At 63.3% G+C, this 22,041-nt stretch carries 26 protein-coding genes; 15 read left to right on the forward strand and 11 right to left on the reverse strand.

From position 1 onward, the window contains the following. Positions 1-18 precede the first annotated feature (18 nt). The 5 genes from coaD to L1073_RS10205 all read left to right on the forward strand — a co-directional run bounded on the left by coaD (position 19) and on the right by L1073_RS10205 (position 4,073). Positions 19-522 carry a pantetheine-phosphate adenylyltransferase gene (gene coaD / locus L1073_RS10185; RefSeq protein ID WP_246898995.1) on the forward strand — a complete coding sequence of 168 codons (504 nt, stop codon included), beginning with the start codon at positions 19-21 and terminating at the stop codon, positions 520-522. An 11-nt stretch (positions 523-533) separates the two neighbouring features. Further along, positions 534-782: a YfhL family 4Fe-4S dicluster ferredoxin gene (locus L1073_RS10190; RefSeq protein WP_011508227.1), complete on the forward strand. Its 249-nt coding sequence runs from the start codon at positions 534-536 to the stop codon at positions 780-782. 124 nt (positions 783-906) lie between these two features. Further along, complete coding sequence (locus L1073_RS10195) at positions 907-2,253, forward strand: MATE family efflux transporter (protein ID WP_246898997.1); 1,347 nt, start codon at positions 907-909, stop codon at positions 2,251-2,253. Positions 2,254-2,299: 46 nt separating this feature from the next. Next, on the forward strand, positions 2,300-2,812 hold the full coding sequence (locus L1073_RS10200) for an acyl-CoA thioesterase (protein ID WP_246898999.1): 513 nt from the start codon (positions 2,300-2,302) through the stop codon (positions 2,810-2,812). A 256-nt stretch (positions 2,813-3,068) separates the two neighbouring features. Continuing rightward, positions 3,069-4,073, forward strand: coding sequence for an ion transporter (locus tag L1073_RS10205; RefSeq protein ID WP_246899000.1), 1,005 nt, complete (start codon positions 3,069-3,071; stop codon positions 4,071-4,073). Between the two features lie 114 nt (positions 4,074-4,187). Here L1073_RS10205 and L1073_RS10210 read toward each other — a convergent pair whose 3' ends face one another. Next, positions 4,188-4,499, reverse strand: a complete 312-nt coding sequence (locus tag L1073_RS10210) for an I78 family peptidase inhibitor (RefSeq protein ID WP_246899002.1) — start codon at positions 4,497-4,499, stop codon at positions 4,188-4,190. A gap of 153 nt (positions 4,500-4,652) precedes the next feature. Between L1073_RS10210 and osmF the strand changes: the two genes are divergently transcribed. From osmF to L1073_RS10230, 4 genes are read left to right on the forward strand one after another with little or no spacing between them, the layout of a single operon-like run. Then, a complete protein-coding gene (gene osmF / locus L1073_RS10215) occupies positions 4,653-5,585 on the forward strand; it encodes a glycine betaine ABC transporter substrate-binding protein OsmF (RefSeq protein ID WP_246899004.1) in 933 nt (310 codons plus the stop codon). Between the two features lie 9 nt (positions 5,586-5,594). Continuing rightward, complete coding sequence (locus L1073_RS10220) at positions 5,595-6,806, forward strand: ABC transporter permease (RefSeq protein WP_246899006.1); 1,212 nt, start codon at positions 5,595-5,597, stop codon at positions 6,804-6,806. Positions 6,807-6,815: 9 nt separating this feature from the next. Next, on the forward strand, positions 6,816-7,865 hold the full coding sequence (locus L1073_RS10225; RefSeq protein ID WP_246899008.1) for an ABC transporter ATP-binding protein: 1,050 nt from the start codon (positions 6,816-6,818) through the stop codon (positions 7,863-7,865). Next, positions 7,862-8,632: an ABC transporter permease gene (locus L1073_RS10230; RefSeq protein WP_246899010.1), complete on the forward strand. Its 771-nt coding sequence runs from the start codon at positions 7,862-7,864 to the stop codon at positions 8,630-8,632. The genes L1073_RS10225 and L1073_RS10230 overlap by 4 nt, the downstream gene beginning before the upstream one ends. 88 nt (positions 8,633-8,720) lie before the next feature. Here L1073_RS10230 and L1073_RS10235 read toward each other — a convergent pair whose 3' ends face one another. Together L1073_RS10235 and L1073_RS10240 are read right to left on the reverse strand one after the other, a co-directional pair. Then, entirely contained in the window at positions 8,721-8,852 is a 132-nt protein-coding gene (locus L1073_RS10235) for an entericidin A/B family lipoprotein (RefSeq protein WP_246899012.1), read from the reverse strand. Positions 8,853-8,989: 137 nt separating this feature from the next. Then, positions 8,990-9,121 (reverse strand): entericidin A/B family lipoprotein, encoded by a 132-nt coding sequence (locus tag L1073_RS10240; RefSeq protein ID WP_246899014.1) that lies wholly within the window; start codon positions 9,119-9,121, stop codon positions 8,990-8,992. A gap of 110 nt (positions 9,122-9,231) precedes the next feature. Here L1073_RS10240 and L1073_RS10245 point away from each other — a divergent pair, with 110 nt between their 5' ends. Then, the gene (locus L1073_RS10245; RefSeq protein ID WP_246899016.1) at positions 9,232-9,648 is read left to right on the forward strand and encodes an HIT domain-containing protein; all 417 of its coding nucleotides are present in this window, start codon (positions 9,232-9,234) and stop codon (positions 9,646-9,648) included. Positions 9,649-9,675: 27 nt separating this feature from the next. On the opposite strand, the gene L1073_RS10250 is transcribed toward L1073_RS10245, so the two are convergent. Both L1073_RS10250 and L1073_RS10255 read right to left on the reverse strand, forming a co-directional pair. Further along, positions 9,676-10,047, reverse strand: a complete 372-nt coding sequence (locus tag L1073_RS10250) for a hypothetical protein (protein ID WP_246899017.1) — start codon at positions 10,045-10,047, stop codon at positions 9,676-9,678. Next, positions 10,044-10,586: a hypothetical protein gene (locus tag L1073_RS10255; RefSeq protein ID WP_246899019.1), complete on the reverse strand. Its 543-nt coding sequence runs from the start codon at positions 10,584-10,586 to the stop codon at positions 10,044-10,046. Before L1073_RS10255 ends, L1073_RS10250 begins: the two co-directional genes overlap by 4 nt. Positions 10,587-10,824: 238 nt before the next feature. On the opposite strand from L1073_RS10255, the gene L1073_RS10260 reads away from it, so the two are divergent. Further along, positions 10,825-11,967, forward strand: a complete 1,143-nt coding sequence (locus tag L1073_RS10260; protein WP_246899021.1) for a glycerate kinase — start codon at positions 10,825-10,827, stop codon at positions 11,965-11,967. Positions 11,968-12,141: 174 nt separating this feature from the next. Beyond that, complete coding sequence (locus tag L1073_RS10265; RefSeq protein ID WP_246899023.1) at positions 12,142-12,615, forward strand: Dps family protein; 474 nt, start codon at positions 12,142-12,144, stop codon at positions 12,613-12,615. Between the two features lie 128 nt (positions 12,616-12,743). Here the strand turns inward: L1073_RS10265 and L1073_RS10270 are convergent, their stop codons facing one another. From L1073_RS10270 to L1073_RS10280, 3 genes are all read right to left on the reverse strand, one after another. Beyond that, positions 12,744-13,145 carry a type II toxin-antitoxin system VapC family toxin gene (locus L1073_RS10270; protein WP_246899024.1) on the reverse strand — a complete coding sequence of 134 codons (402 nt, stop codon included), beginning with the start codon at positions 13,143-13,145 and terminating at the stop codon, positions 12,744-12,746. Beyond that, a complete protein-coding gene (locus L1073_RS10275; protein ID WP_246899026.1) occupies positions 13,142-13,378 on the reverse strand; it encodes a type II toxin-antitoxin system Phd/YefM family antitoxin in 237 nt (78 codons plus the stop codon). The genes L1073_RS10270 and L1073_RS10275 overlap by 4 nt, the downstream gene beginning before the upstream one ends. Positions 13,379-13,547: 169 nt before the next feature. Continuing rightward, positions 13,548-15,026 (reverse strand): DNA recombination protein RmuC, encoded by a 1,479-nt coding sequence (locus L1073_RS10280; RefSeq protein ID WP_246899028.1) that lies wholly within the window; start codon positions 15,024-15,026, stop codon positions 13,548-13,550. Here L1073_RS10280 and L1073_RS17255 point away from each other — a divergent pair. The 3 genes from L1073_RS17255 to L1073_RS10290 all read left to right on the forward strand — a co-directional run bounded on the left by L1073_RS17255 (position 15,025) and on the right by L1073_RS10290 (position 17,020). Next, positions 15,025-15,159, forward strand: a complete 135-nt coding sequence (locus L1073_RS17255; protein WP_281506054.1) for a hypothetical protein — start codon at positions 15,025-15,027, stop codon at positions 15,157-15,159. The two genes, L1073_RS10280 and L1073_RS17255, sit on opposite strands and share 2 nt — an antisense overlap. A gap of 110 nt (positions 15,160-15,269) precedes the next feature. Beyond that, complete coding sequence (locus L1073_RS10285) at positions 15,270-15,833, forward strand: type 1 glutamine amidotransferase domain-containing protein (protein WP_246899030.1); 564 nt, start codon at positions 15,270-15,272, stop codon at positions 15,831-15,833. Positions 15,834-15,925: 92 nt separating this feature from the next. Then, positions 15,926-17,020: an App1 family protein phosphatidate phosphatase gene (locus tag L1073_RS10290; RefSeq protein WP_246899032.1), complete on the forward strand. Its 1,095-nt coding sequence runs from the start codon at positions 15,926-15,928 to the stop codon at positions 17,018-17,020. Between the two features lies 1 nt (position 17,021). Here L1073_RS10290 and L1073_RS10295 read toward each other — a convergent pair whose 3' ends face one another. The 3 genes from L1073_RS10295 to trxB form a co-directional block, all read right to left on the reverse strand. Further along, positions 17,022-18,485 carry an aminoacyl-histidine dipeptidase gene (locus L1073_RS10295; RefSeq protein WP_246899035.1) on the reverse strand — a complete coding sequence of 488 codons (1,464 nt, stop codon included), beginning with the start codon at positions 18,483-18,485 and terminating at the stop codon, positions 17,022-17,024. A gap of 149 nt (positions 18,486-18,634) precedes the next feature. Next, a complete protein-coding gene (locus L1073_RS10300; protein ID WP_246899037.1) occupies positions 18,635-20,857 on the reverse strand; it encodes a tRNA(Met) cytidine acetyltransferase TmcA in 2,223 nt (740 codons plus the stop codon). A 159-nt stretch (positions 20,858-21,016) separates the two neighbouring features. Then, the gene (gene trxB / locus L1073_RS10305; RefSeq protein WP_246899039.1) at positions 21,017-21,970 is read right to left on the reverse strand and encodes a thioredoxin-disulfide reductase; all 954 of its coding nucleotides are present in this window, start codon (positions 21,968-21,970) and stop codon (positions 21,017-21,019) included. Positions 21,971-22,041: the final 71 nt, after the last annotated feature.

A 22,041-nucleotide genomic window follows, 5' to 3' on the forward strand; every position in this document is an offset into this window, starting at 1 on the left:
TCGGCACAGGATGTACCCATGAATATCGTGGTCTATCCCGGTACTTTCGACCCAGTCACCCATGGTCATTACGATCTGATCGAGCGCGCCGCACGCATGTTCGACAAGGTCGTGGTGGCGGTGGCGGCGAGCCCGCGCAAGCAGCCCGCATTGTCGCTGGAGACCCGCGTCGCCTTGATCGAGGAGGTCACCGCCGAACTCGACAACGTCACGGTCGTCGGCTTCAGCGGGTTGCTGACGCAGTTGCTGGATCAGCAAGGGGCGCGCATCATCCTGCGGGGATTGAGAGCGGTATCCGATTTCGAATATGAGTTACAATTGGCCAATATGAACCGGGCCCAGGCACCTCATATCGAGAGCGTGTTCCTGACGCCCGCGATCGAGAACTCGTATATTTCTTCCACCATCGTGCGCGAGATCGCGCGTCTCGGGGGAGATGTCTCCAAGCTCGTGCATCCCTGCGTGGTCGATGCACTGAGCCGGCATTTCGCCCCAGACCCCTCGTCGCCCAAGACGCAGTAGAGGAGGCTTCCATGGCCCTGATGATCACCGATGAGTGCATCAACTGCGACGTCTGCGAACCCGAGTGCCCCAATGGCGCCATTTCCCCGGGTGAGGAGATCTACGTCATCGATCCCAACCTGTGCACTGAGTGTGTCGGTCATTTCGACGAGCCTCAGTGCCAGCAGGTGTGCCCGGTGGACTGCATCCCCCTCGATCCCGAGCGCAGCGAGACCCATGATCAGCTCATGCACAAGTATCGGCTGATTACCGCCGCCTGAGCGCGGCCATGCACGATACGCCGCATCGACGGCCCGCTAGGCCAGTCTCCACCCCCCTGCGTTCTTCTCATGTCTCGCGGGCGGCTCGCCAGGCGTAAACATCCAACGCAAACGACGGAACCCCGTGTCCACTTCACGCTCGCCGACACGCATCTGGCCACTCGCCTGGCCGATCATCCTTTCCAACATCACCGTGCCATTACTGGGCTTGGTGGATACCGCTGTGGTCGGGCACCTGCCGGATTCACGCTACATGGCCGCCGTGACCCTGGGCGCCACGCTGTTCAGCTTTCTCTACTGGGGATTCGGCTTCCTGCGCATGGGCACCACTGGCCTCACCTCCCAGGCCGTGGGGCGCGAGGACGACAGCGACATACGCAACTTGCTGGGGCAGTCGTTGCTGCTGGCGCTGGGCATCGGCGTGATGTTGATCCTGCTCGCCGAGCCGCTCATCAGCTTCGGCCTCTACCTGCTCGACGGCAGCGAAGCCGCCATGTCACTCGCCGCGAGTTATGCGCACATCCGCATCCTCTCGGCCCCGGCGGTGATGGCCAATTACGCGATTCTCGGCTGGTTCCTCGGCCAGCAGAATTCGCGGGTCACGCTGGCAATCATGGTGCTGACCAATAGCGTCAACATCGTGCTGGACCTCGTGTTCGTGGTGGGCCTGGGCATGACCAGCGATGGCGTAGCCTGGGCCACAGTGATCGCCGATTACACTGCCTTGGCGGTTGGCCTGTGGCTGGTGGCGCGGCAATTGAAGCTGCTGCAGGGGAAGTTCTTGCGCCAGCGCTTGCTACGCCTTGGCGCCTACTCCGAGCTTTTTCAGGTCAACCGGCACCTGTTCGTGCGCACCCTGGGGCTGCTTTTCGCCATGGCGTTCTTCACCGCCCAGGGCGCCAGCCAGGGCGATACGGTGCTCGCCGCCAACGCCGTGCTGATGCAGTTCATCATGATCACCTCCTACGCGCTGGATGGCTTCGCCCATGCTGCCGAAGCCTTGACCGGACGTGCCGTGGGACGCCGTGACTGGCCGCTATTCGGCGCCTCGGTGCGCGCCGCCGCGCGGTTCTCGCTGATGACCGCCGGCGTCGCCATGGCGGCGTTCTTCTTCGGTGGCGACTACCTGATCGCCCTGCTTACCGACCTTCCGGACGTGCGCGCCACAGCAGGTGACTATCTGCCCTGGATGATCGTCATGCCGGCCATCGCGGTGTGGAGTTATCTGCTCGACGGCGTCTTCATCGGCGCCACCGCGACCCGCGAAATGCGCGATACCATCCTCCTGGCGCTCGCCGTCTACCTGCCGGTGTGGTGGTTCACGCAACCGCTGGGCAATCATGGCCTGTGGCTCGCCTTCACCGTCTTCACCCTAGTGCGCTCGGCAGGTCTCGCTGCCGTCTACCTGCACTACCGACGCACCCGCTGGGACGGATCCCAGATCTCCCGCCAAGCGGACAATCACGCATGAAACGTGGTACACATTTGCCAGTCACGCATCGATCAATGGAGCCCGCATGACCGACGACCTCCCCCGCCAACACGAACTCACCATGACGGTGCTGATGACACCCGACATGGCCAATTTCAGTGGCAAGGTGCATGGCGGCGCGATTCTCAAGAAGCTCGACGAGGTGGCCTATGCCTGCGCCAGCCGCTATGCCGGCTCCTATGTCGTCACGCTGTCGGTGGATCAGGTACGTTTCAAGCAACCCATCCATGTCGGTGAGCTGGTGACGTTTCTGGCCTCGGTCAACTATGTCGGACGCTCCTCGATGGAGATCGGCATCAAGATCATCGCCGAATCGATCCAGGATCGCGTCATCCGCCACACCAACAGCTGCTATCTGACCATGGTCGCAGTCGATAGCGATGGCAATCCCAACCCCGTACCACAACTGCAACTCGACACGCCGTTGCAGCAGTTGCGCTTCGAAAAAGCCAAATTGCGCAAGAAAATGCGCAAGCAAGAGGAGCAGGCAGAACAGAACGCCCAGGCCCATCTCAACGAGACTCGCAAGACATCCTGAGAGGGTGTTTACAAAACAGGCGAACGAAGGCAAGACAAGGCAAAATTGGCCGAAAACGGACCGGGCTGGCGTACCAGTTTACATGGGGTAAATGAGTATTTTGACCGGGCTCGCGTACGAGGTCGATTTTAACGCCGGATTGTCGAGTGCAGTCCTTTTGTCAACACCCTCTGACGTGGCACTTGGAAACTGATAGCGTGACCATGTGCAGGATGCATGCCGCCGCCTTGGCGCGGCGCCGCCGATGGAGAACTTGATGAGCGCACCTTCCGCCTCCCCCTCGCAAAGACGCGAGCGCCTTTATCTCGTCTGGGACATCGCCATCGTGGTGTTGGTCTCGGCGAACCTGCTGCTGTTGCTCGTCGATAGCCTGTTCCTCGTGCCACCTTTGAACGCCGGCCTCGAAGCGCTGGCACCGAGCCTCCACCAGGCCTATGACAGTGCTATTCATCAGCGTTTCATGACCATCGACCTGGTCTTCGTGAGCATCTTCCTGCTCGATGTCCTGGCCGGCTGGGCATTCGCTATCGCCGAGCGCCGCTACGCACGTTGGTTCTTCTATCCGTTCGTGCACTGGTACGACGTGCTGGGGTGCATTCCACTCAGCGGCTTCCGCGTCCTGCGTGTGCTGCGTCTCATCTCGCTGCTGATTCGGTTGCAGCGTCTGGGGGCCATCGATATTCGCCATTGGCAGCTATACGCTTTCTTCGAACGCTATTATCGCGTACTCATGGAGGAGCTTTCCGACCGCGTGGCGACGCGCCTGCTGAGCAGCCTGCAAGAGGAAGTCCAACGCAGCGACGACTTCACCAAGCGTCTCTCGGAAAAGGTGATCCAGCCACGCAAGGAGGCGCTGGTCGACGAGATCGCCCGGCGTCTCGAGACCACCGTCGACAAGAGCTACGCCGAAAACCATCAGGAAGTGCATCGCTACGTGGCGGCCCTGGTCACCCGCACGCTCGAGGAAAACCAGGAACTCACCCGGCTGAAACGTCTCCCCATGGGCGAGCACATGGCCCATGCCATGGAACGCAGCCTGAGCGACGTCGCCAGCCGCGTGGTCCACGAGGCCATCGATGGACTGCGCTCGCCGCGTTTCAAGAGCCTCATCGGCGACCTGGCGGGCAGCGGCATCGACGCCTGGCTATACGTCGACCAGCGCACCGACCGCGTCACCGAGCAGGTGTTGATCGAAACGCTGGAAATGCTCAAGGACGAGATCGCCGTGCAGCGCTGGAGAGACGAACTAGACCTCCGGTGAATCAGCAGAGGGGCTCAGGTGAGCCGCAAGGTGGTGTACGGCGCCTCGCAAGCGTGGCGCTCGTCACGCTCATCGATACTGCCCAGCGACATGTCTCGGTCATGGCCGGCATGCTCAACCACAGGTCAATTCGACGATAGTGTCCTCGTCGTCGAGTTTGACATTGAGGCGATCCGCGCGGTAATCCATTGTCACCGCCTGGCCGGGACGAATCACGCGAACACGCTCGACGGCACTGTCGGTTTCCAATTGGCCCACTGTCTCGCCATCGGCACGTTGCCCCACGTAATCGTTCAGTGCCTTGGCACCACAGGCGTCGTCTTGCGACATCGATGGCGGGGGTGGCGCCTCATCCGGTGTCGAACTGCCGGCACACCCCGCCAGCAGGAATACCGCCATTACACCGCTCAGCGCGTATTTGCTCATGTCGCTTCCTCTTCATTCAATGCAACTTGCAACCAGCGTATCCAAGCATCGCCAGTGAGACCACCTGCATTCCTTCTCGCCGCGCGAGCCGAGAATGCTAGACTCAAGACTGGAACCGTCGCGACGCCCGTCATTTCCAAGGAGTCAGGAATCATGCAAGGCACCTTCAAGTCTTTCTCCACCGCCGTGCTCGGCCTGGCCGCCGGCGCGGCGTTGTCGTTGACGCCGGCATTCGCCGACGAGCCGGTGCGCGTCTCATCGAAGATCGATACCGAAGGCGCCTTGCTGGGCAACATGATCGTCAAGCGCCTGGAACAGGCCGACATTCCCATCGAGGCCGAGCTGCAGCTTGGCCCGACCAACATCGTGCGCAGTGCCTTGCTCGAAGATGAGATCGACCTGTATCCCGAATATACCGGCAACGGGGCGTTTTTTACGCAGACCACCGATGACGCCGCGTGGAAACGCTCGGGCGAGGGTTACGAGAAGATTCGCGCCTACGACAAGGAACACAACGACCTGGCGTGGCTCACTCCGGCGCCTGCCAACAATACCTGGGCCATCGCGTTGCGCCGTGACGTCGCCGACGAGCACGATCTCTCCACCATGGAGGATTTCGCCGCCTGGATACGCGATGGCGGCGAGATCAAGCTCGCCGGCTCCGCCGAATTCGTGGAAAGCGATGCCGCTTTGCCCAGCTTCCAGCGTGCCTATGACTTCAGCCTCGATCAGGACCAGCTACTGGTGCTCTCCGGCGGCAATACGGCGGCCACCATTCGCGCTGCCGCCGAAAATACCAGCGGCACCAATGCGGCGATGGTCTATGCCACCGACGGCGCCATCCCCGCCGCCGATCTCAAGGTCATGGACGATACCCAAGGCGTGCAGATGGTCTACGAGCCAGCCCCGGTGATTCGCCAAGCCACGCTCGATGCCTATCCGCAGATTCCCGAACTGCTCAATCCCGTTTTCGAAGGGCTCGACCGGGAAATCCTGCAGTCGCTCAACCGTCGCATTCAGGTCGATGGTGAACCGGCCGGCGATGTCGCCGAGGATTACCTGGAATCACAAGACCTGCTCGACTGATCGCTACCGGTGTCCGTTTCTCACGTTCCCACGAGCGACGCGGCCAGCCCTCGCCTGGTGGCCAATCGCGTCCTGGTCACGCTGCTTTGCGCGGGGCTCCTGGCGGCCTGGCTATTGCCTTTCGCCACGATGTCGCCCAACCGCCTGGCCTCCGGGCAAACCGTCGGCCTTGGCGAAGCATTATCAGCCTGGCAACTGAGCGCGTTTCTAGCTCTGTGGGCGGTGTTGGCCATAGCGGCGCTGAGACGCCCGCTCCCACGCGGACTCGCCCACGGCGTGGTCTTGCTAGCCAGCCTGGGGCTGTTGCTGATTACGCTATATAGCCTGGGCGACTATGCTCAGCGCACGCTGGTCGAAAGGTCGCCTTCGGCGCGGGTCTCGCAGGGGTCGGCCTTCTGGGTGATGGTATTCTGCTGCGCCCTGGCGGCCATCGATGCCTTTCAGCGCGCTTCCAGCGGCTGGCTGTTGCGTTTGGGTTACATGCTGATCGCGGGAGGAAGCGTGGCGATGTTGTTCGCCAGCGGCCATTTCGACGAGCTGTCGATCATGCGCGAATACACCAACATTCGCGACAAATTCGCTGATCAGTTCATCACGCACTTGGTGCTGGTGGGCTCCGCGCTGGGACCGGCATTACTCATCGGCATTCCACTGGGCCTGCTGGCCCATCGCCACGTGCGCCTGCAGGGAACGCTGTTCAGCGTGCTCAATTTCTTCCAGACGATTCCCTCGATTGCCCTGTTCGCCCTGCTCATCGCGCCGCTTTCGGCACTCGGCAACGCCTTCCCATTGCTCGGCGAATGGGGCGTCAAAGGCATCGGTGCCGTACCGGCCATCATCGCCTTGGTGATGTACGCGCTGCTGCCGGTAGTACGTAATACCTATGCCGGACTCAAGGGCGTGCCGCCCGCCACCGTCGAAGCCGCACGCGGCATGGGCATGACCGCGCGTCAGGTGCTGTGGCGCGTGGAAATCCCTTTGGCGTTGCCGGTGATGCTTTCGGGCTTGCGCATCGTCACCGTGCAGGCCATCGGCCTGACCGTGGTGGCGGCACTGATCGGTGCCGGCGGCCTGGGCGCCTTTATCTTCCAGGGCCTCGGCCAATATGCCATCGACCTGGTCCTGCTCGGCGCGATTCCCACCATCGTGCTGGCGGTGATCGCCGATTTCACGCTGCAGATGCTGGTCGTGCTGAGCAAGCCGGCCAGCACCCGCCGATAGGTAACACCGATGATCGAACTTCAGGGATTGACCAAGCGGTATGGCGATACACGCGTCGTCGACGATATCTCGTTGACCGTTGAACAGGGCGAATTCTGCGTGCTCATCGGCCCCTCGGGGTGCGGCAAGTCAACCACGCTGAAGATGATCAATCGCCTGATCGCGCACAGCGAGGGCAAGATCCTGGTGGGCGGCGACGATATCACCACCCTGCCGCCGGAACGCCTGCGCCGCCGCATCGGCTATGCCATCCAGTCGATCGGGCTGTTCCCGCACTGGCGTGTCGCGGACAATATCGCCACCGTGCCCAGGCTGCTCAAGTGGCCGTCGTCACGCATCGCCGCACGCGTCGACGAATTGCTGGCCCTGTTCCAGCTCGACGCTGACGGACTGCACGACAAGTATCCGCATCAACTCTCGGGTGGTCAGGCGCAGCGTGTCGGTGTGGCCCGCGCCCTGGCCGCCGATCCCGACGTGCTGCTGATGGACGAACCCTTTGGCGCCGTCGACCCGCTGACGCGCGATACCTTGCAGGCCGAGTTGGCACGCGTGCATCGTCAGACCGGCAAGACCATCGTCTTCGTCACCCATGACATGGACGAGGCCTTGCGCCTGGCCTCCCGCGTGGCGCTGCTCAATGCCGGCCAACTGGTGCAATACGACCGTCCGGCGGAGCTTCTCGTCGCCCCCGCCAACGATTTCGTGCGCGACTTCATCGGGCGCGCCGACCTGGGCCTCAAGCTGCTCTCGCGGCGCCGGGTCGAGGAATATTGTCGACCCGCCCAGCGCACGCGCAACAACGCCATCGCCAGCGCGCCGATCACCTGGCAGGTGGATGCCGACGACCGCCCCATGGCGCTGCTGGGCGGCCGCCTGGGCGAATCCGATATAGCGCGCACGGTGGTCAATCCTGAGTGGATCGCCACGCCGGAGATGTCGATGAAGGAAGCCTTGTCACGCATGGTGTGGTTTCGCGTGACGGCCTTGCCGGTACTTGATAACGAAGGGCGCCTGCTGGGCGAAGTGACGATGTCAGGCGTCATGGGGCATCGTTCATGAGCGTCAGCGCACTGTCCCGTGCACCTTCCTCGCGCCGTGTTCTGCTGATTGCGCTCAGTACCTTGCTGATCGCGCTGGTACTAGGCATGGAGCAGTTGGCACCGCTGTTTCGGGCGCTGTTTCCCGATCAGGACCCAGCGATGTATCAGCGCGAGAGTTTTCTCAATCTGACGCTCGCTCACCTCGCCCTGGTGCTGGTGTCGTCGCTCATCTCGGTGAGTGTCGGCGTGGCAGCGGGGCTTTTCGTCACGCGGCCGGCGGGGCGCGAGTTCGAGCCCTTGGTATCGACGCTTGCCGCCATCGGCCAGACCTTCCCTCCGGCGGCGGTGCTGGCAATCGTCGTGCCCGTCGCCGGGTTCGGCTTCGTGCCCACGCTGGTGGCACTGGTGCTCTATGGCCTCTTGCCCGTAGTGCAGAACACCGTCGCCGGGCTCGGCACGGTACCCGCGCAAACGCTCGAAGCCGCACGCGGCAACGGCATGAGCGCCTGGCAGATCCTGTGGCGCATCGAACTGCCTCTGGCGATGCGCGTTATCATCGCCGGCGTGCGCGTCTCGGTGATCATCAATATCGGCACGGCCACCATCGGTTCTACGGTCGGCGCCAAGACGCTGGGCACGCCGATCATCGCCGGCCTGGTGGGCAACAATCTACCTTATGTGATTCAGGGGGCGGTACTGGTGGGTCTGCTGGCCATCGTCACCGATCTGGCGTTCGAACGGCTGGAACAACGCTTCTCGTTCGGCGCTAGCGGGGCGGCGTCATGAGAGGGACATCTAGCGAACCAAGGTAAGCGGCATCGTGGGGAAGGGGAGAGACAAGACCGCCGCCTTCGAAGGCGGCGGTCTAAATACCTTAATTGGCAGCGTCTTGCACTTCTTCGCCACCTTGCTCGATGTCTTCACCAGCGCCTTCGAACGTATTGCACCCGGTAATCGCACCAGCGGTGAACATCAGCAGTAGGGAAAAAGCCAGCATCCGTTTCATAGTCGTGTCTCCTTCACGGTATCAAGCGGGAACATGCCCGCGGGTCCAAACCCATTTCCTGGGTAATTTTATCCGCCATACCGGCGGCACGCTCACAACGTAGCAAAGCTAACGACACTATGCATCCTTTCCAGGACTCAGTTGGTTGCGGCATTCTGGATCGCTTCACCGCCACGTTCGATATCCTCGCCCGCGCCATGAATCGTGTTACAGCCACTCAGCACCGCCAGCAACAGAAGACCCAAGATCGCAATCGATGTACGCTTCATGCGTTTTCTCCGGAAAGCACCGCTCACTGAGCGGGAGCACGGCCCTATGCCGTGTAACGTAACGTTAGCATAGCCACGCCACTTTACGACGATTTTCAGGAGCGCCGTACATGACCGATTTCAACCTGCATCCACGCTTGGCAGCCGATTCGCATTACGTCGCCGATCTAGCCCTCTGTCAGGTGCGCCTGAACGACGATGCCCGCTTCCCCTGGCTGGTGCTGGTCCCTCGCCGCGCCGACATCCGCGAAGTCTACGAACTCTCCACCGACGATCAGGCCACGCTTTGGCAGGAAGCCACCGAGGTAGGGCGCCGTTTGATGACGCATCATGACGGCGACAAGCTCAACCTGGCCACACTCGGCAACCAGGTCGCGCAGTTGCACCTGCATGTCATCGTCCGCCACCAGGACGACGCAGCCTGGCCGGGGCCGGTATGGGGACAAGGCACGCCGCAGCCGTATGACGATATGATGCTGGACACCCACCTAGCGACACTGCGCAACCTCCTCGCCCCATGCGAGTGATACGCGCGCAGGCAGTTTTCGTAGGACTTAGGGCAGCTCACCGAGCCGCTCCTGCACATCAATCAACAACGTATCGAACACATACGGCGGCACCGGCTGGCCGCCACGCTGCCCCGATAGCGTGATACGCGTGCCCTGCTCGGTCGCCTCGAGCCGGTAACGCACTGCAAGCGTGGGACGCGCGGCCAGCACGGCCTCGACATCGCCCAGGTCGACATCGGCACGACGAATCACGAAGCCGCGTGCCGTGAGCATCGCCACTCCCGCTTCCAATGCGGTCGACGTCTCGGCCTCGACGATCAACGACCGGGTCTGCGGTGGCGCCGATGTGGTCGCGCATCCACCCAGACTCAAGGCCACTAACGATATCACGAGCAGTACGCCCAGCAGCCGCCTCATGATGTGCTCCCCTCGCGCATGCGTGCGTCGATATCATCGTGTAAAGCGGCGCAGAACGCCGCGCTGTTATCCGGACGCGCATCGATCAGATAACCATCGACATCGATCACACGCGAATCGCGCGTCACCCGCACGATATCCTCGGCGGCGACCACCGAGACGCGCTGCAAACGCACCGGGTCACCGCCGAAGCGTTGGAAATAGCCCAGCGAATAGCCATGGCGGCCGCCCAGGCCGTAGCGTCCCCAGAAGCCACTGCGTCCCCAGGGCGGTCGATCCACAGCGCCTAGCCCCGGCTGCGCCTTGGCCCGCTCGGCACTCACCAACCCCAGCGCGACCTCGGTCTGTTCGATACGATATCCCTGTGCCTCCAAGGCATCTGCCGTCGCCCTTACCCGTGCCTTGGCATCGCCCTCGGCCGGCCAGTGGCATGCCTCGGGCAACGGCGAAGCCACATCACGGCCCAGCGGATCGTAAGAAGCCAGGCTTTGACAGCCGCCGAGCCCCAAGGCCACCACTAACAAAATAGGTTTCATCATCGCGCTCTCGCCTGAAAGGAAAAGGCCACTCGTCGGCGGGGAGCGGCATCGCGCGTCTCGTCTCACCGTTACCGCAGCACGGGCACCTCGTTGAGAGCGTAGTTGAGCACCACGGTTCCGTCAGCGTGGCATGCTGGTCGACTCCCGCCCAGCAGCGGCATGCGTTAGGCTGACAGTCTACTGGCCATTCGACCACCACGCCCCGTCCTCGGGTTTGGATCATGCAAGAGGCTCGCTCATGAAGATCGTCATCGCTCCGGACAGCTACAAGGATGCCCTCTCGGCCCGCGAGGCCGCAGCCGCCATCGCTGCGGGCTGCGCCCGCGTTTTTCCCCAAGCGCAGATGGTCCAGTGCCCGATGGGGGACGGCGGCGAAGGCACCCTCGATGCCCTGCTCGCCGCAACGGGAGCCGAACACCGCGTCACCGAGGTTCACGACGCCCTGGGACGGCCCATCGACGCCCGTTGGGGGTGGCACGCCGCGCGTGCCACGGCCTATATCGAGCTTGCCGAGGCCAGCGGTTTGCAGGCACTCACCGATGTCGAACGCACTGCGCTGCACAGCACCACCTTCGGCGTCGGCGAGTTGATACGCGAAGCGCTCGACGCCGGGGCCACGCGTTTGATACTTACCCTGGGCGGCAGCGCTACCAACGATGCCGGCGCGGGAATGCTCGCAGCGCTGGGTGCGCGACTGCTCGATACCGAAGACCAGCCACTACCGCCGGGTGGCGCGGCACTGGCGCAACTGGCCCAACTCGACCTGAGTGGCCTCGACCCACGCCTGGCGACACTCATGGTGGAGACCGCCGTGGACGTCGACAATCCCCTGCTCGGCGAACGCGGGGCCAGCGCCATCTTCGGTCCACAGAAAGGCGCCACGCCGGCGGATGTCACCCAGCTCGACGCGGCCCTGGCGCATTTCGCCGACCACGTCGCCAGCACACTCGGCAAGGATCATCGCGCGCTACCCGGCGCCGGTGCAGCGGGCGGCATGGGCTTCGCGGCCGCCGCTTTTCTAGGAGCACAACTCAAGCCGGGTATCGAGCTGGTCATGGATCAGGTCGACTTCGATAGGCTGCTTAAAGATGCCGACCTGGTGATCACCGGCGAAGGCCAGCTCGACGGGCAGAGTCTTGCCGGCAAGACACCGGTGGGCATCGCCCAGCGCGCGCGACGACTCGATGTTCCCACGCTGGCACTCGCCGGGCGTCTCGGCGCTGGCTGGCAGGCCGTTCACGACGAGGGCATCGAGGCCACCTTCGCCTTAGCGGATGGTCCCGTGACGCTGCCGGAGGCCCTGGCACGCACCGCCGAGTTGCTCGCAGACCGTAGCGAAGGGCTGCTGCGTGTATGGCGTCTCGGTCGAGACTCATCATGATATTTCCCCGCCGCCCTTGAAAAACCGGCGCATCATGGGCATTTCATATACAGGCGCTATTTCGTCGATGGGAAAGATTCGTTACCCAAGCCCCTGATGTCACTCTAGACTGGGATCATCGACGATTTCGTCCCCTGACAACATCAGTCCATTGCTTTACGAGGGAGTGCTTTCATGTCCGACATCAATGCCATCGGTTTGCATACCAACAGCGCCAACCAACTGGCCGAGAAGCTCAACGAGCTGCTGGCCAACTACCAGATCTTCTACATGAACGCGCGCGGCTATCATTGGAACGTGAAGGGGCCGCATTTCTTCGAGCTACACGTCAAGTTCGAGGAAATCTATACCGACCTGCTCGCCAAGGTCGATGAAGTCGCCGAACGCATCCTCACGCTGGGCCACGAGCCGCTGCATGCCTACAGCGATTACGCCAAGATCTCGCGCATTCAGGAAGATACCCACGTGCATGAAGGTACCGAATGCGTGCGCGGCTTGGTGCAAGGGTATCAGGCACTGCTCGAACTGCAGCGCGAGCTCAATTCCATGGCCGCCGATGCCGACGACGAGGGCACCGCCTCGCAGATGAGCGACTATATCCGCGAGCAGGAAAAGACCGTGTGGATGCTCAGCGCCTACCTGGGCTAATCGCCACTACGTGTCCATCTTGTTCGACGACACCGCCCGGCCTTGTGCCGGGCGGTGTCATTTGTGCATTTTCCTCCCTCATTATTGTTCGCCAAGCGGTAGGGCGTCGGGACACTCTACTCCAGCCATTACCAGACAGTCCTGACGTGTCGATAGGCTGTGATCTTTGCGTCCGCTGTGATCAGATCGGCGTTGAAGTGTCGGGCCAGCGCTACGATCATTCGATCTGCCGGGTCTTTATGAAACTCTCCCGGAAGCCGAGTTGACTCAACCAGCGTGGCAGCGTCCAGGGCAACAAAGCGGACTCCCTCGATCTCCTCGACTGTCTTCAACCAGTCGTCGGTGGCCATCGATAGTGCGAGACGGCTCTTCTCGACCAAAAGCGCAATCTCCCACGCAGAGATAGCTGAAATCAGGATTTCTCCATCATCCGCCTGCATTTCATGCTCAATGACTTGTAATGCGTGTTGAGATAGCTGGGAGTCACCATTGACCCACCACAGCAGGGCGTGAGTATCCAGGACGATCAACGCAGCGTCTCCCAGTCGTCTTCGCCCACAGGTTCAAATGGATCCGTCAGCTCGATGACGCTGCCACGCAGGCGCTCAAGTGGGGAGCGCTTATCTGCTTTATACCGGCGCACCTCAATTGTGGGACGCCCCTTATCAGTCACAATGACCGCGTCTCCCGAGGCTTCGACTTGCCGGAAGAACTCTAGCGCCCGCGCCTTGAATTGCGATTTCGGTACTTCTTCGGTGTTCATGGGTATTCCCTGGTCACGATACCTAGTCACCAAAGTAGCGCAGCACGATGACCACGGCAAGTAGTCACCTATTCTTTAGCGCCAATACAAAGGCCAGCTCTGTGTGCATCAGCACCGACTTGGTGTATCGCGAGTACGAACGGCACAATTTCCAGAGCCTGACGGGTATCTAGGGCTCCCCGCGTGTCTCGTCGCCGGAAGAGGTCTCCTTGGTGTCGGGCTCGTCGTCCGCCATGTCGTCCAGTTCTTCAGCATCCACCTGATCGGTCAGATGCGCCGGCAGGTCGCGCTTCATGCGCACGCCCAGACGCTTGAGCATCAACGCCTGGCTGACCAGGCTCCCCTGCCCCGTCGACAGGCGCCCCATCGCCTGGCGATAGCTGCCGTCGGCGCGTTCCAGATGACGGCCGACGTCCTCAAGGCTGTCCACGAAGCCGCGAAACTTGTCGAGCAACTTGCCCGCCCGTGCGGCGATGACACGGGCGTTATCGTTCTGGCGCTCCAGCGTCCAGAGACTGGCCACGGTTCTCAAGCTCGCCAGCAGCGTGGTCGGCGTGACCACCACGATGTCGCGCGAGAAGGCGTCCTGGAAGAGCGTTTCATCATGCTGGAAGGCCACCGCGAACGCCGGCTCGACGGGCATGAACAGGAACACGAAATCCGGTGAGTTGAGTCCCGGCAAGCGCGGATAGTCACGCCCGGAAAGTGCATCGATATGCGCGCGCACCGCCTGGACATGGGCCTTCAACGCCTGCGCGCGCGTGGCCTCGTCTTCGGCGTTGACGTAACGCACGTAGGCGTTGAGCGAGACCTTGGCATCGACGATCAGGTGGCGGTTGTCGGGCAGGTAGATCACCGCATCGGGGCGCTGACGCCCCGACTCGCCCTCCACCGAGACTTCGCGCTTGTATTCGATGTCGCGGCGCAGTCCCGAGCGCTCGAGCACCGATTCGAGTATCACCTCGCCCCAATCGCCCTGCATCTTCTTGTCGCCCTTGAGCGCCCGCGTCAGGTTGGCGGCTTCCTCGGTGATCTGGCGATTCAGGGTGGACAGATGCTCGATCTGCGTCTTGAGGGTCGAGCGTTCGCGCAGCGACTGGCCGTGAATTTCCTCCAGGCGCGCCCGGAAGTCACCGACCTGCTCGCGAAACGGTGCCAGCATGGCCTCGAGATTCTCGCGACTCTGGGTGTTGAAGGTTTGCTGACGTTCCTCGAAGATCCGTCCCGCCAACGCCTCGAAGTCCTGGGTGAGACGTGTCCGCGCCTCCTCGAGCAGGGCGAGCTTCTCGGCATGGTGGGAGCGCTCCTGTTCGAGCTGTGTTTCCAGGCGACCGTGACGCTCGCGCAGCGCCGCAAGCTGCTCCTGACGAGCGTCTAGATCGCGCTCGCGTTGCCCCAGCAGTCGCTGGGTCTCGAGGCTCTGCTCGCGCACGGCGTCCAGTTGGGCATCGCTCTGGGCCAGCTCGCGCTCCAGCCGGGCGCGTGTTTCCTCGGCCTCGGCCTGATGACGCTGGGCACGTTCGACATCGTGCTCGGCCGCCTCGCGACGCGTGCGTTCACGCCGCCATGCGACACCGAGCATCAGTGCGGCGAGCATCAGGACGCCCGCAAGGGCGAGAAGATAAGCGGCAGGAAACGTACTGGACATGGGCGAATACCGGCGATTGAAGACTTTCGATGAAAACGTGCGCTTAAAACTCTCGATTAAAAACGCGATCAAACACTTCGCGCGCATCACCTTCCCCCACTGCGCGGCGCGACGCAAGCAACCCGGGGCTTGAAGTCACGCGGCGATGGCCCAAACTCAATGAGTGAGGCCGCCTGATACCGGACTAGGATCGCCCGGTGGTGGCTGCTGTCATCCATGAAGCATCACGACCAGGAGGTCACGATGAGTCAAGCACAGTCAGGTAAACGTGTCGCCATCCTCGCCACCGACGGTTTCGAGGAATCCGAGCTTTCCGCACCGCGTGCCGCCTTGCAGAGTCAGGGCGTCGAGGTGCAAGTGGTCACCCCCGAAGGCAAGGACATCCGTGCCTGGGCCGAGACCGAATGGGGCGACACCTACGAGGCCGACAAGGCCTTGAGCGATGTCGACGTCAGCGATTATCACGCCCTGGTCCTGCCCGGCGGGCTCTTCAATCCCGACGAACTGCGCCTCAACGAAAAAGCACTGGCCTTCGTGCGCGGCTTCTTCGAGGGGGGTAAGCCAGTGGCTGCGATCTGCCATGCCCCGTGGATCCTGATCAACGCCGGTGTCGTCGACGGGCGCAAGATGACCTCGGTCGCCTCCGTGGGGCAGGATCTCAAGAACGCCGGTGCCCACTGGGTCGATGAGCCGGTCGTCGTCGATAACGGCCTGGTCACCAGCCGCACTCCCAAGGACATGGACGCCTTCAACGCCAAACTGATAGAGGAGCTGGCCGAAGGTCGCCATAGCGGACAGCACGCCTGATGGCCCCCTACCGACCACAACCGACGTCCGCCTCACGTGAGGCGGACGTCTTGCGTACCGCCGAGAGCGTCGGCCCGCGAGGCGGTATTCGCATGTTGTCACGACGCCTGCATTTCGCTCTCAAGAGCCTGCTACGGATCTTCGCGCGGCCGATGAAGTCGGATAGCGGCCGAGGCGGCCCGGTCGTCCACCCCTACCGTGGTTACGGCACGCACCGCGAGGTATTCCTGATGGGACGCGTCTTCCGTCAGGTGGGGCTGGCGCGCATCATCCCTAGACGCGGGGCGCTACGTGACGCCGCAGACGTGACCCGACGCCTGGCGCGGCGCGGCTTTGCCGACGCTGAGGTGCGCATTCGCCTGGGCGACAATAGCGCCACTGTCACTACCGACCACGACGGCTATTTCAATGTCCGCCTGCCGCTCGACATTCCGCTCGACGAGCACGTTTCATGGCATCGTGCCGAGCTCGAGGTCATCACGGCCGACCGCGACAACGTCCGCTCGCGCGCCGATGTCTATATTCCACCGCCAAATACCGACCTGATGGTGATCAGCGACATCGACGACACGGTGATGTACACCGGCGTCGCCGACAAGCTGCGCATGTTATATCGCTTATTCGTCGAGAAGGCGCATCGACGCACAGCTTTTCCCGGCGTTGCCGAACTCTATCAGGCCTTGCACGCGGGTACAGCGGGCGACTCACGGCGGCCGATCCTCTACGTCTCACGCGGTCCGTGGAGCATCTACGAGGTGCTCGAGGCGTTCTTCCAGCTCAACCATATTCCGGTCGGGCCGATCCTGTTCCTGCGCGAATGGGGTATTTCCTGGCGTCATCCCTGGCCGCGCCGCGCCGAAGATCACAAGTACGGCTTGATCACCCAGATGCTCACGCTCTTCGACACCCTGCCCTGCGTGCTGATCGGCGACAGCGGTCAACACGACCCCGAGATCTACACGCGTATCGTCAAGGAGAACCCGGACCGCGTGAAGACGATCTACATTCGTCGCGTTGACCGCAAACCCGACCGCGAAGCCGCCATCGCCCGGTTGCGCGAGGAGATCGAGCACACCGACTGCGAGCTGCTGCTGAGCGACGATAGCGCCGACATGGCCGTGCATGCGCACGACCGTGGCTATATCTCCGAGACGGGGCTGGAAGCGGTGCGTCAGGCGTCGCGCTGATTCACGCCGCCCGCGCTGTGGCCAAGTCTTCGATCACGGCGCGCAGCACCTGCCAGAACTCGCCCACGGAGTCGAGCTCGACACGCTCCGCCGGCGAGTGAGCGCCGCGGATCAGGGGGCCGAAGGAAATCATGTCCAGTTGCGGGTACTTGCCGCCGAGAATGCCGCATTCCAGCCCGGCGTGGATGACCTTCACGTCCGGGTCGACGCCGGTCTGTTCGAGGTGCAGGCGACGAAAGCGCGCCAGCAGCGTGCTTTCGGGGTCCGGCGTCCAGCCGGGATAGGCGTTCTCGACCCGCGTTTCGGCACCGATCAGCGAGAACAGTGCCCGGAAGCGGTCGGCGAGATCCTGTGTGGCACTATCGCGCAACGAGCGCACCAGGGCGCAAAGATGAAAACACCCGGCCTCGAGCTTGACCACGCCCAGGTTATTGGACGTCTCCACCACGCCCGGCACTTCCACGCTCATACGCTCGACGCCGCACGGCGCCACATGTAAAGCCGCGATCAGCAGGCGACTGGCCGCCTCGGTGAGCGGCGCATCAGGCTCGGCGGGCTCGAGGGCGAGCTGCACGTCTTCGTCGATTCCCGCCAACTCGCTGGCCAACTCAGCCTGGAGTTCGGCCAACCGCTGCGTCACTGCGTCCTCTTCGTCGAGGGGCAACGCGATGCTGGCGAAGGCCTCGCGCGGCAACGCATTGCGCAGCGTGCCGCCGTGATAGGCGACGAGGCAGGCGCCGAACGGTTCCAGGGCACGCAGCACGCGCACCAGCAAGCGATTGGCGTTGCCGCGCCCCTTGTGGATATCGATCCCCGAGTGGCCGCCCACCAGTCCGGTCAGGGCGACGCGACGCACGATTTCGTCCTCGCCGAGATCCCGCGTGGGCAGCCGCGCACCAACGACCACGTCGGCCCCTCCGGCACAGCCGATATAAACCTGGCCGCGATCCTCGGAGTCGAGATTGAGCAGATAACGCCCCTGCAGCCAGCCCTCGTCGAGCTCCAGTGCGCCGCGCATGGAGGCTTCTTCTTCCAGCGTAAACAACGCCTCGAGGGGACCGTGGCGCAGGCTGTCGTCCTCGAGAATCGCCAGCGCGGCGGCCACGCCCATGCCGTTATCGGCGCCCAGGGTGGTCTCACGGGCATGCAGCCAGCCGTCTTCGACGTAGGTGTCGAGGGCATCGCGGGTAAAATCATGCGGGTGATCGGCGTTGGCCTGGGCGACCATGTCCAGATGTCCCTGCAGGATGACGCCGGGAAGCGCTTCGCATCCCGGCGAGGCCGGCTTGAAAATCTTGAGATTACCCGCGCTATCGCGTTCATGCGCAAGCCCACGTTCGTCGGCCCAGGCCGTGAGCGTCTCGACCAGGCGCTGTTCATGGCCGGAGGGGCGCGGCGTGTTGCACAACGTGCGGAAATGGCGCCACAGCGGTTCGGGAGAGAGTTGCAGAAGATGATCGTTCATGGGAAATCGTTCCTGTTGGGAGCCGCCGACATCGCGCGCCACGTCTCCCGGTAACGACAAACGATCAAGGAATGGCGACGCAGCACGTGTCGGGCGTCATCACACCTTACGCGCTGAATCACGCAACGCAAGCCCACCGACAGCGACAGTCAGGGCGTCGGCTCCAGACGACAACGCAAGAGGCCCGCCAGACGGCGCCAGTGGGCGATTCGAACCTGGCGTCCCATGGCGCGCGTCGCCTCGACATCACGCCCTTGGAACAACGTCGCGGCCCAATCACGTAACGCTTGCACGTCCTCGTCCAGCGTCTCGTCGGCGGCTTTCTGCGGCTGGCGGCGCCACCAGGCCAGCCAGGCCCGACACAGCCAGGGCCGCGCCAGCGCCAGCTCACCGCCGCCCTGCGCGAAACGCTCCAGGCGTGCATATAGATCGGCATTCACCGCGGGCACCGCTCCCTCATGCAGCAACGCCGTGACGACATCGGTTTCCAGATGCGCCAGCTCGAAAGCCAGCAGACTCGGCAGCAGGTACTGGAAGTCATCCGCCCAAGTCGCCAGCGACGCCCTCGCCGGGGGCATCAACGCCCGCCCCATCATCAGGGCGTGCTCGCCGCTCGCCGCCTCACGGGTAAGTCCCAAACGCAGTGAGATGAACCCCAAACGCCGCCAGAAGGCGATCAGCATCGCCTCGGCGCCGAAACTCACGCCCAGATACGCGACCTCGTGCGAACAGGCCGCAGTGGCCACGGCCTCGACCAGTGCCCGCCCCACGCCACGCCGCCGCGCCACGGGATGCACGGCGATGCGCATGATGCGCCACCAGCGCGATGTCAGCGCCGTCTGCCAGCCACCGTGCGCGGCCAACGACTGCGCCAGCAGATGACCGCGCGGACGGCGCTCGCCGAGCACGACACACTCAGCCAGATCGGCGGGAAAACCACCCTCCGCCTGCACCTGGCAGACCCCGAGACAGGTATCGCCGGCATAGGCCACCGCGAGTCGCACATCGGGGCCGTCGAGCAGTTGGCGCAAATCACTCGGGGTGGTGCGGTAATGGGCCTGCACCAGCAGGCCGAATAACGCCTCGAGGGCATGCTCGTCGTCGGCCAGCGTCGCCCGGTCAAGCCAGCGAATGCGCAGCGGCGCGGCAGCCAACGCCGCTTCGGCCTCGCTATCGTCGGCCGGCGCGGCATCGAGCAGCAATATATCGCGGGTAAGACGCTCGAGGGGATCGCCGTCGGCCCAGCGCACCGGCTCACGCAGACGGATCTCGCGCCAGTCGGGCGTACGGCGAGAAAGACGCGCATAAAAGCGGACCTGAAAGCCACGTCCGGTGCCTTCGTAACCGTGCACGGTGGTGGCGAAAGCGAGACGCGGGAAGGCCTCCAGCCAACGTGCCAACAGCGGCGTGGGAATGGCCGCCGCCTCATCGACGAACAGGGTCGGCGGCGCGTGACGATCCACATCCGGTTCGCTCAGGGCCGCCATGACGGCGTCCGGGGCGAGAAAGCGCACCTCGCACTCCCCCGCTTCCAGCGTGATCTGAAAGCGCGCCGCATCGCGGTGCCCATGGGGATACAACGCGGCCAAGCGCTCGAACAACGGCTCGACCGCGGCTTGACGTGGTGCGGTGACCCACAGCGTCGTCTCGCCCGCCGCCAGCCGTCGCCCGGCGGCAATCCCCAGTGCGGCCGACTTGCCACGCCCGCGATCGGCGCTCAGGACCACCGGACGGCGACGGCGCAGCCGCGTCAACCGATGCACGGCCTCTTGCTGATCATGCGTAATACAGGCGTCACCGGGAGAAGACGCTGCGGGCGCGCTCACCTCGGGCAGGCGACCGGGATGCGGCGAAGCGTGTTCATCAGGCCAGCGCCAGACGCTGGGCTCGCGGCGCAGACCGCGTGCCAGGCGCGCCAGGTAATGGGCGCTCAGGGTCGTCGGCGCGTGGGGCCAATGTGCCAGGCGCGCATAGTCGGCATCCGGGCCGACCTGACCGGCAGCCCACTCGGCGGGCGTCAATATGACGAGCACCCCTCCGGCACGCAGTGTGCCGCTCAACGCCCCGAAGGCATCCGGATCGAAGCCCGGCTCGGCGCCAGCATCGATGATAATCAAGTCATGCTCGCGTCCCAGCCGGGTGCGGGCCTGGCGCGGAGCAAGCGCGTCGATGGTGTCTCCGGGCGCGGTCTGACCGACCCACAAGGGCGCATGCCACGTGCGTGCTCGCCATAGAGAAAGTGCCCGCGCCCGTGCCGTCTCGGGAGACGCGGGTATCCAGATCACGCCGCGATGCCGCCGTTCACGACAGGCATCGACGAGGGCATACAACCATGCGCTGGAGGACGTCATGTCATCCGAGGAGGCATTCATGCGTCATCTCCCTTGTGTTATCGCCCTCGTCAGTCTCTCAAAGCTCTCACGAACTTTCACAAACTCTCACAACTACACACGCCCGCGAATCGCTTCGCGGGCGTGGGCATCGGCTTCAGGTTGTCGCCGCGCGGCGCGACACAATGGCCTTATCCAGGCTCACTCCAGGCCGTCGAGGTAACGCTCGGCATCGAGGGCCGCCATGCACCCGGTACCCGCAGAGGTTACCGCCTGACGATAGACATGATCCATCACGTCACCAGCGGCGAAGACGCCCGGCACGCTGGTCATGGTGGCGTTGCCGTCGAGGCCGGACTTGACCCGAATATAGCCGCTGTTCATGTCCAGTTGGCCTTCGAAGATACCGGTATTCGGTGAGTGGCCGATGGCGACGAACAGCCCCGGGGCCTGAATTTCACGCGAGGCACCATCGACGGTGGAGATCAACCGCACTCCGGTGACGCCGGTGTTATCACCCAGCACTTCCTCGAGGGTGTGGTTCCAGACGATTTCCATGTTGCCATTCTCGACCTTGTCGAACAGCTTGTCCTGCAGGATCTTCTCGGCGCGCAGGCTATCGCGGCGGTGCACCAACGTGACCTTGGTCGCGATGTTGGACAGATACAGCGCTTCCTCGACGGCAGTGTTGCCACCGCCGACGACCACGACTTCCTGACCGCGATAGAAGAAGCCATCGCAGGTGGCGCAGGCAGACACGCCCTGGCCCATGAACTTCTCTTCCGACGGCAGCCCCAGGTAACGCGCGCTGGCACCGGTGGAGATGATCAACGAATCGCAGGTATAGGTGCCGTTTTCGCCCTTGAGCACGAACGGACGCTCACGCAGCTCGACCTCGTTGATATGGTCGAACAGTACCTCGGTATCGAAACGTTCGGCATGGCTGCGCATGCGTTCCATCAGTTCCGGCCCCTGCACGCCTTCGGCGTCACCCGGCCAGTTATCCACATCGGTGGTGGTGGTCAACTGACCGCCGGCCTGCATGCCGGTGATCAGCAGCGGCTTGAGATTGGCGCGGGCCGCATAGACGGCCGCCGTGTAACCGGCAGGGCCGGAACCGAGAATGATCAGTCGTTCGTGACGCACGTCGCTCATGGGGAAACCTCGCTTACGGAATACGCTGGCCGGCAGTTGGACCAAAAAATGCTGTGTGGCATGCACGCATC

It is taken from the genome of Chromohalobacter nigrandesensis, from assembly GCF_023061285.1.
Taxonomy (GTDB): Bacteria; Pseudomonadota; Gammaproteobacteria; order Pseudomonadales; family Halomonadaceae; genus Chromohalobacter; species Chromohalobacter nigrandesensis.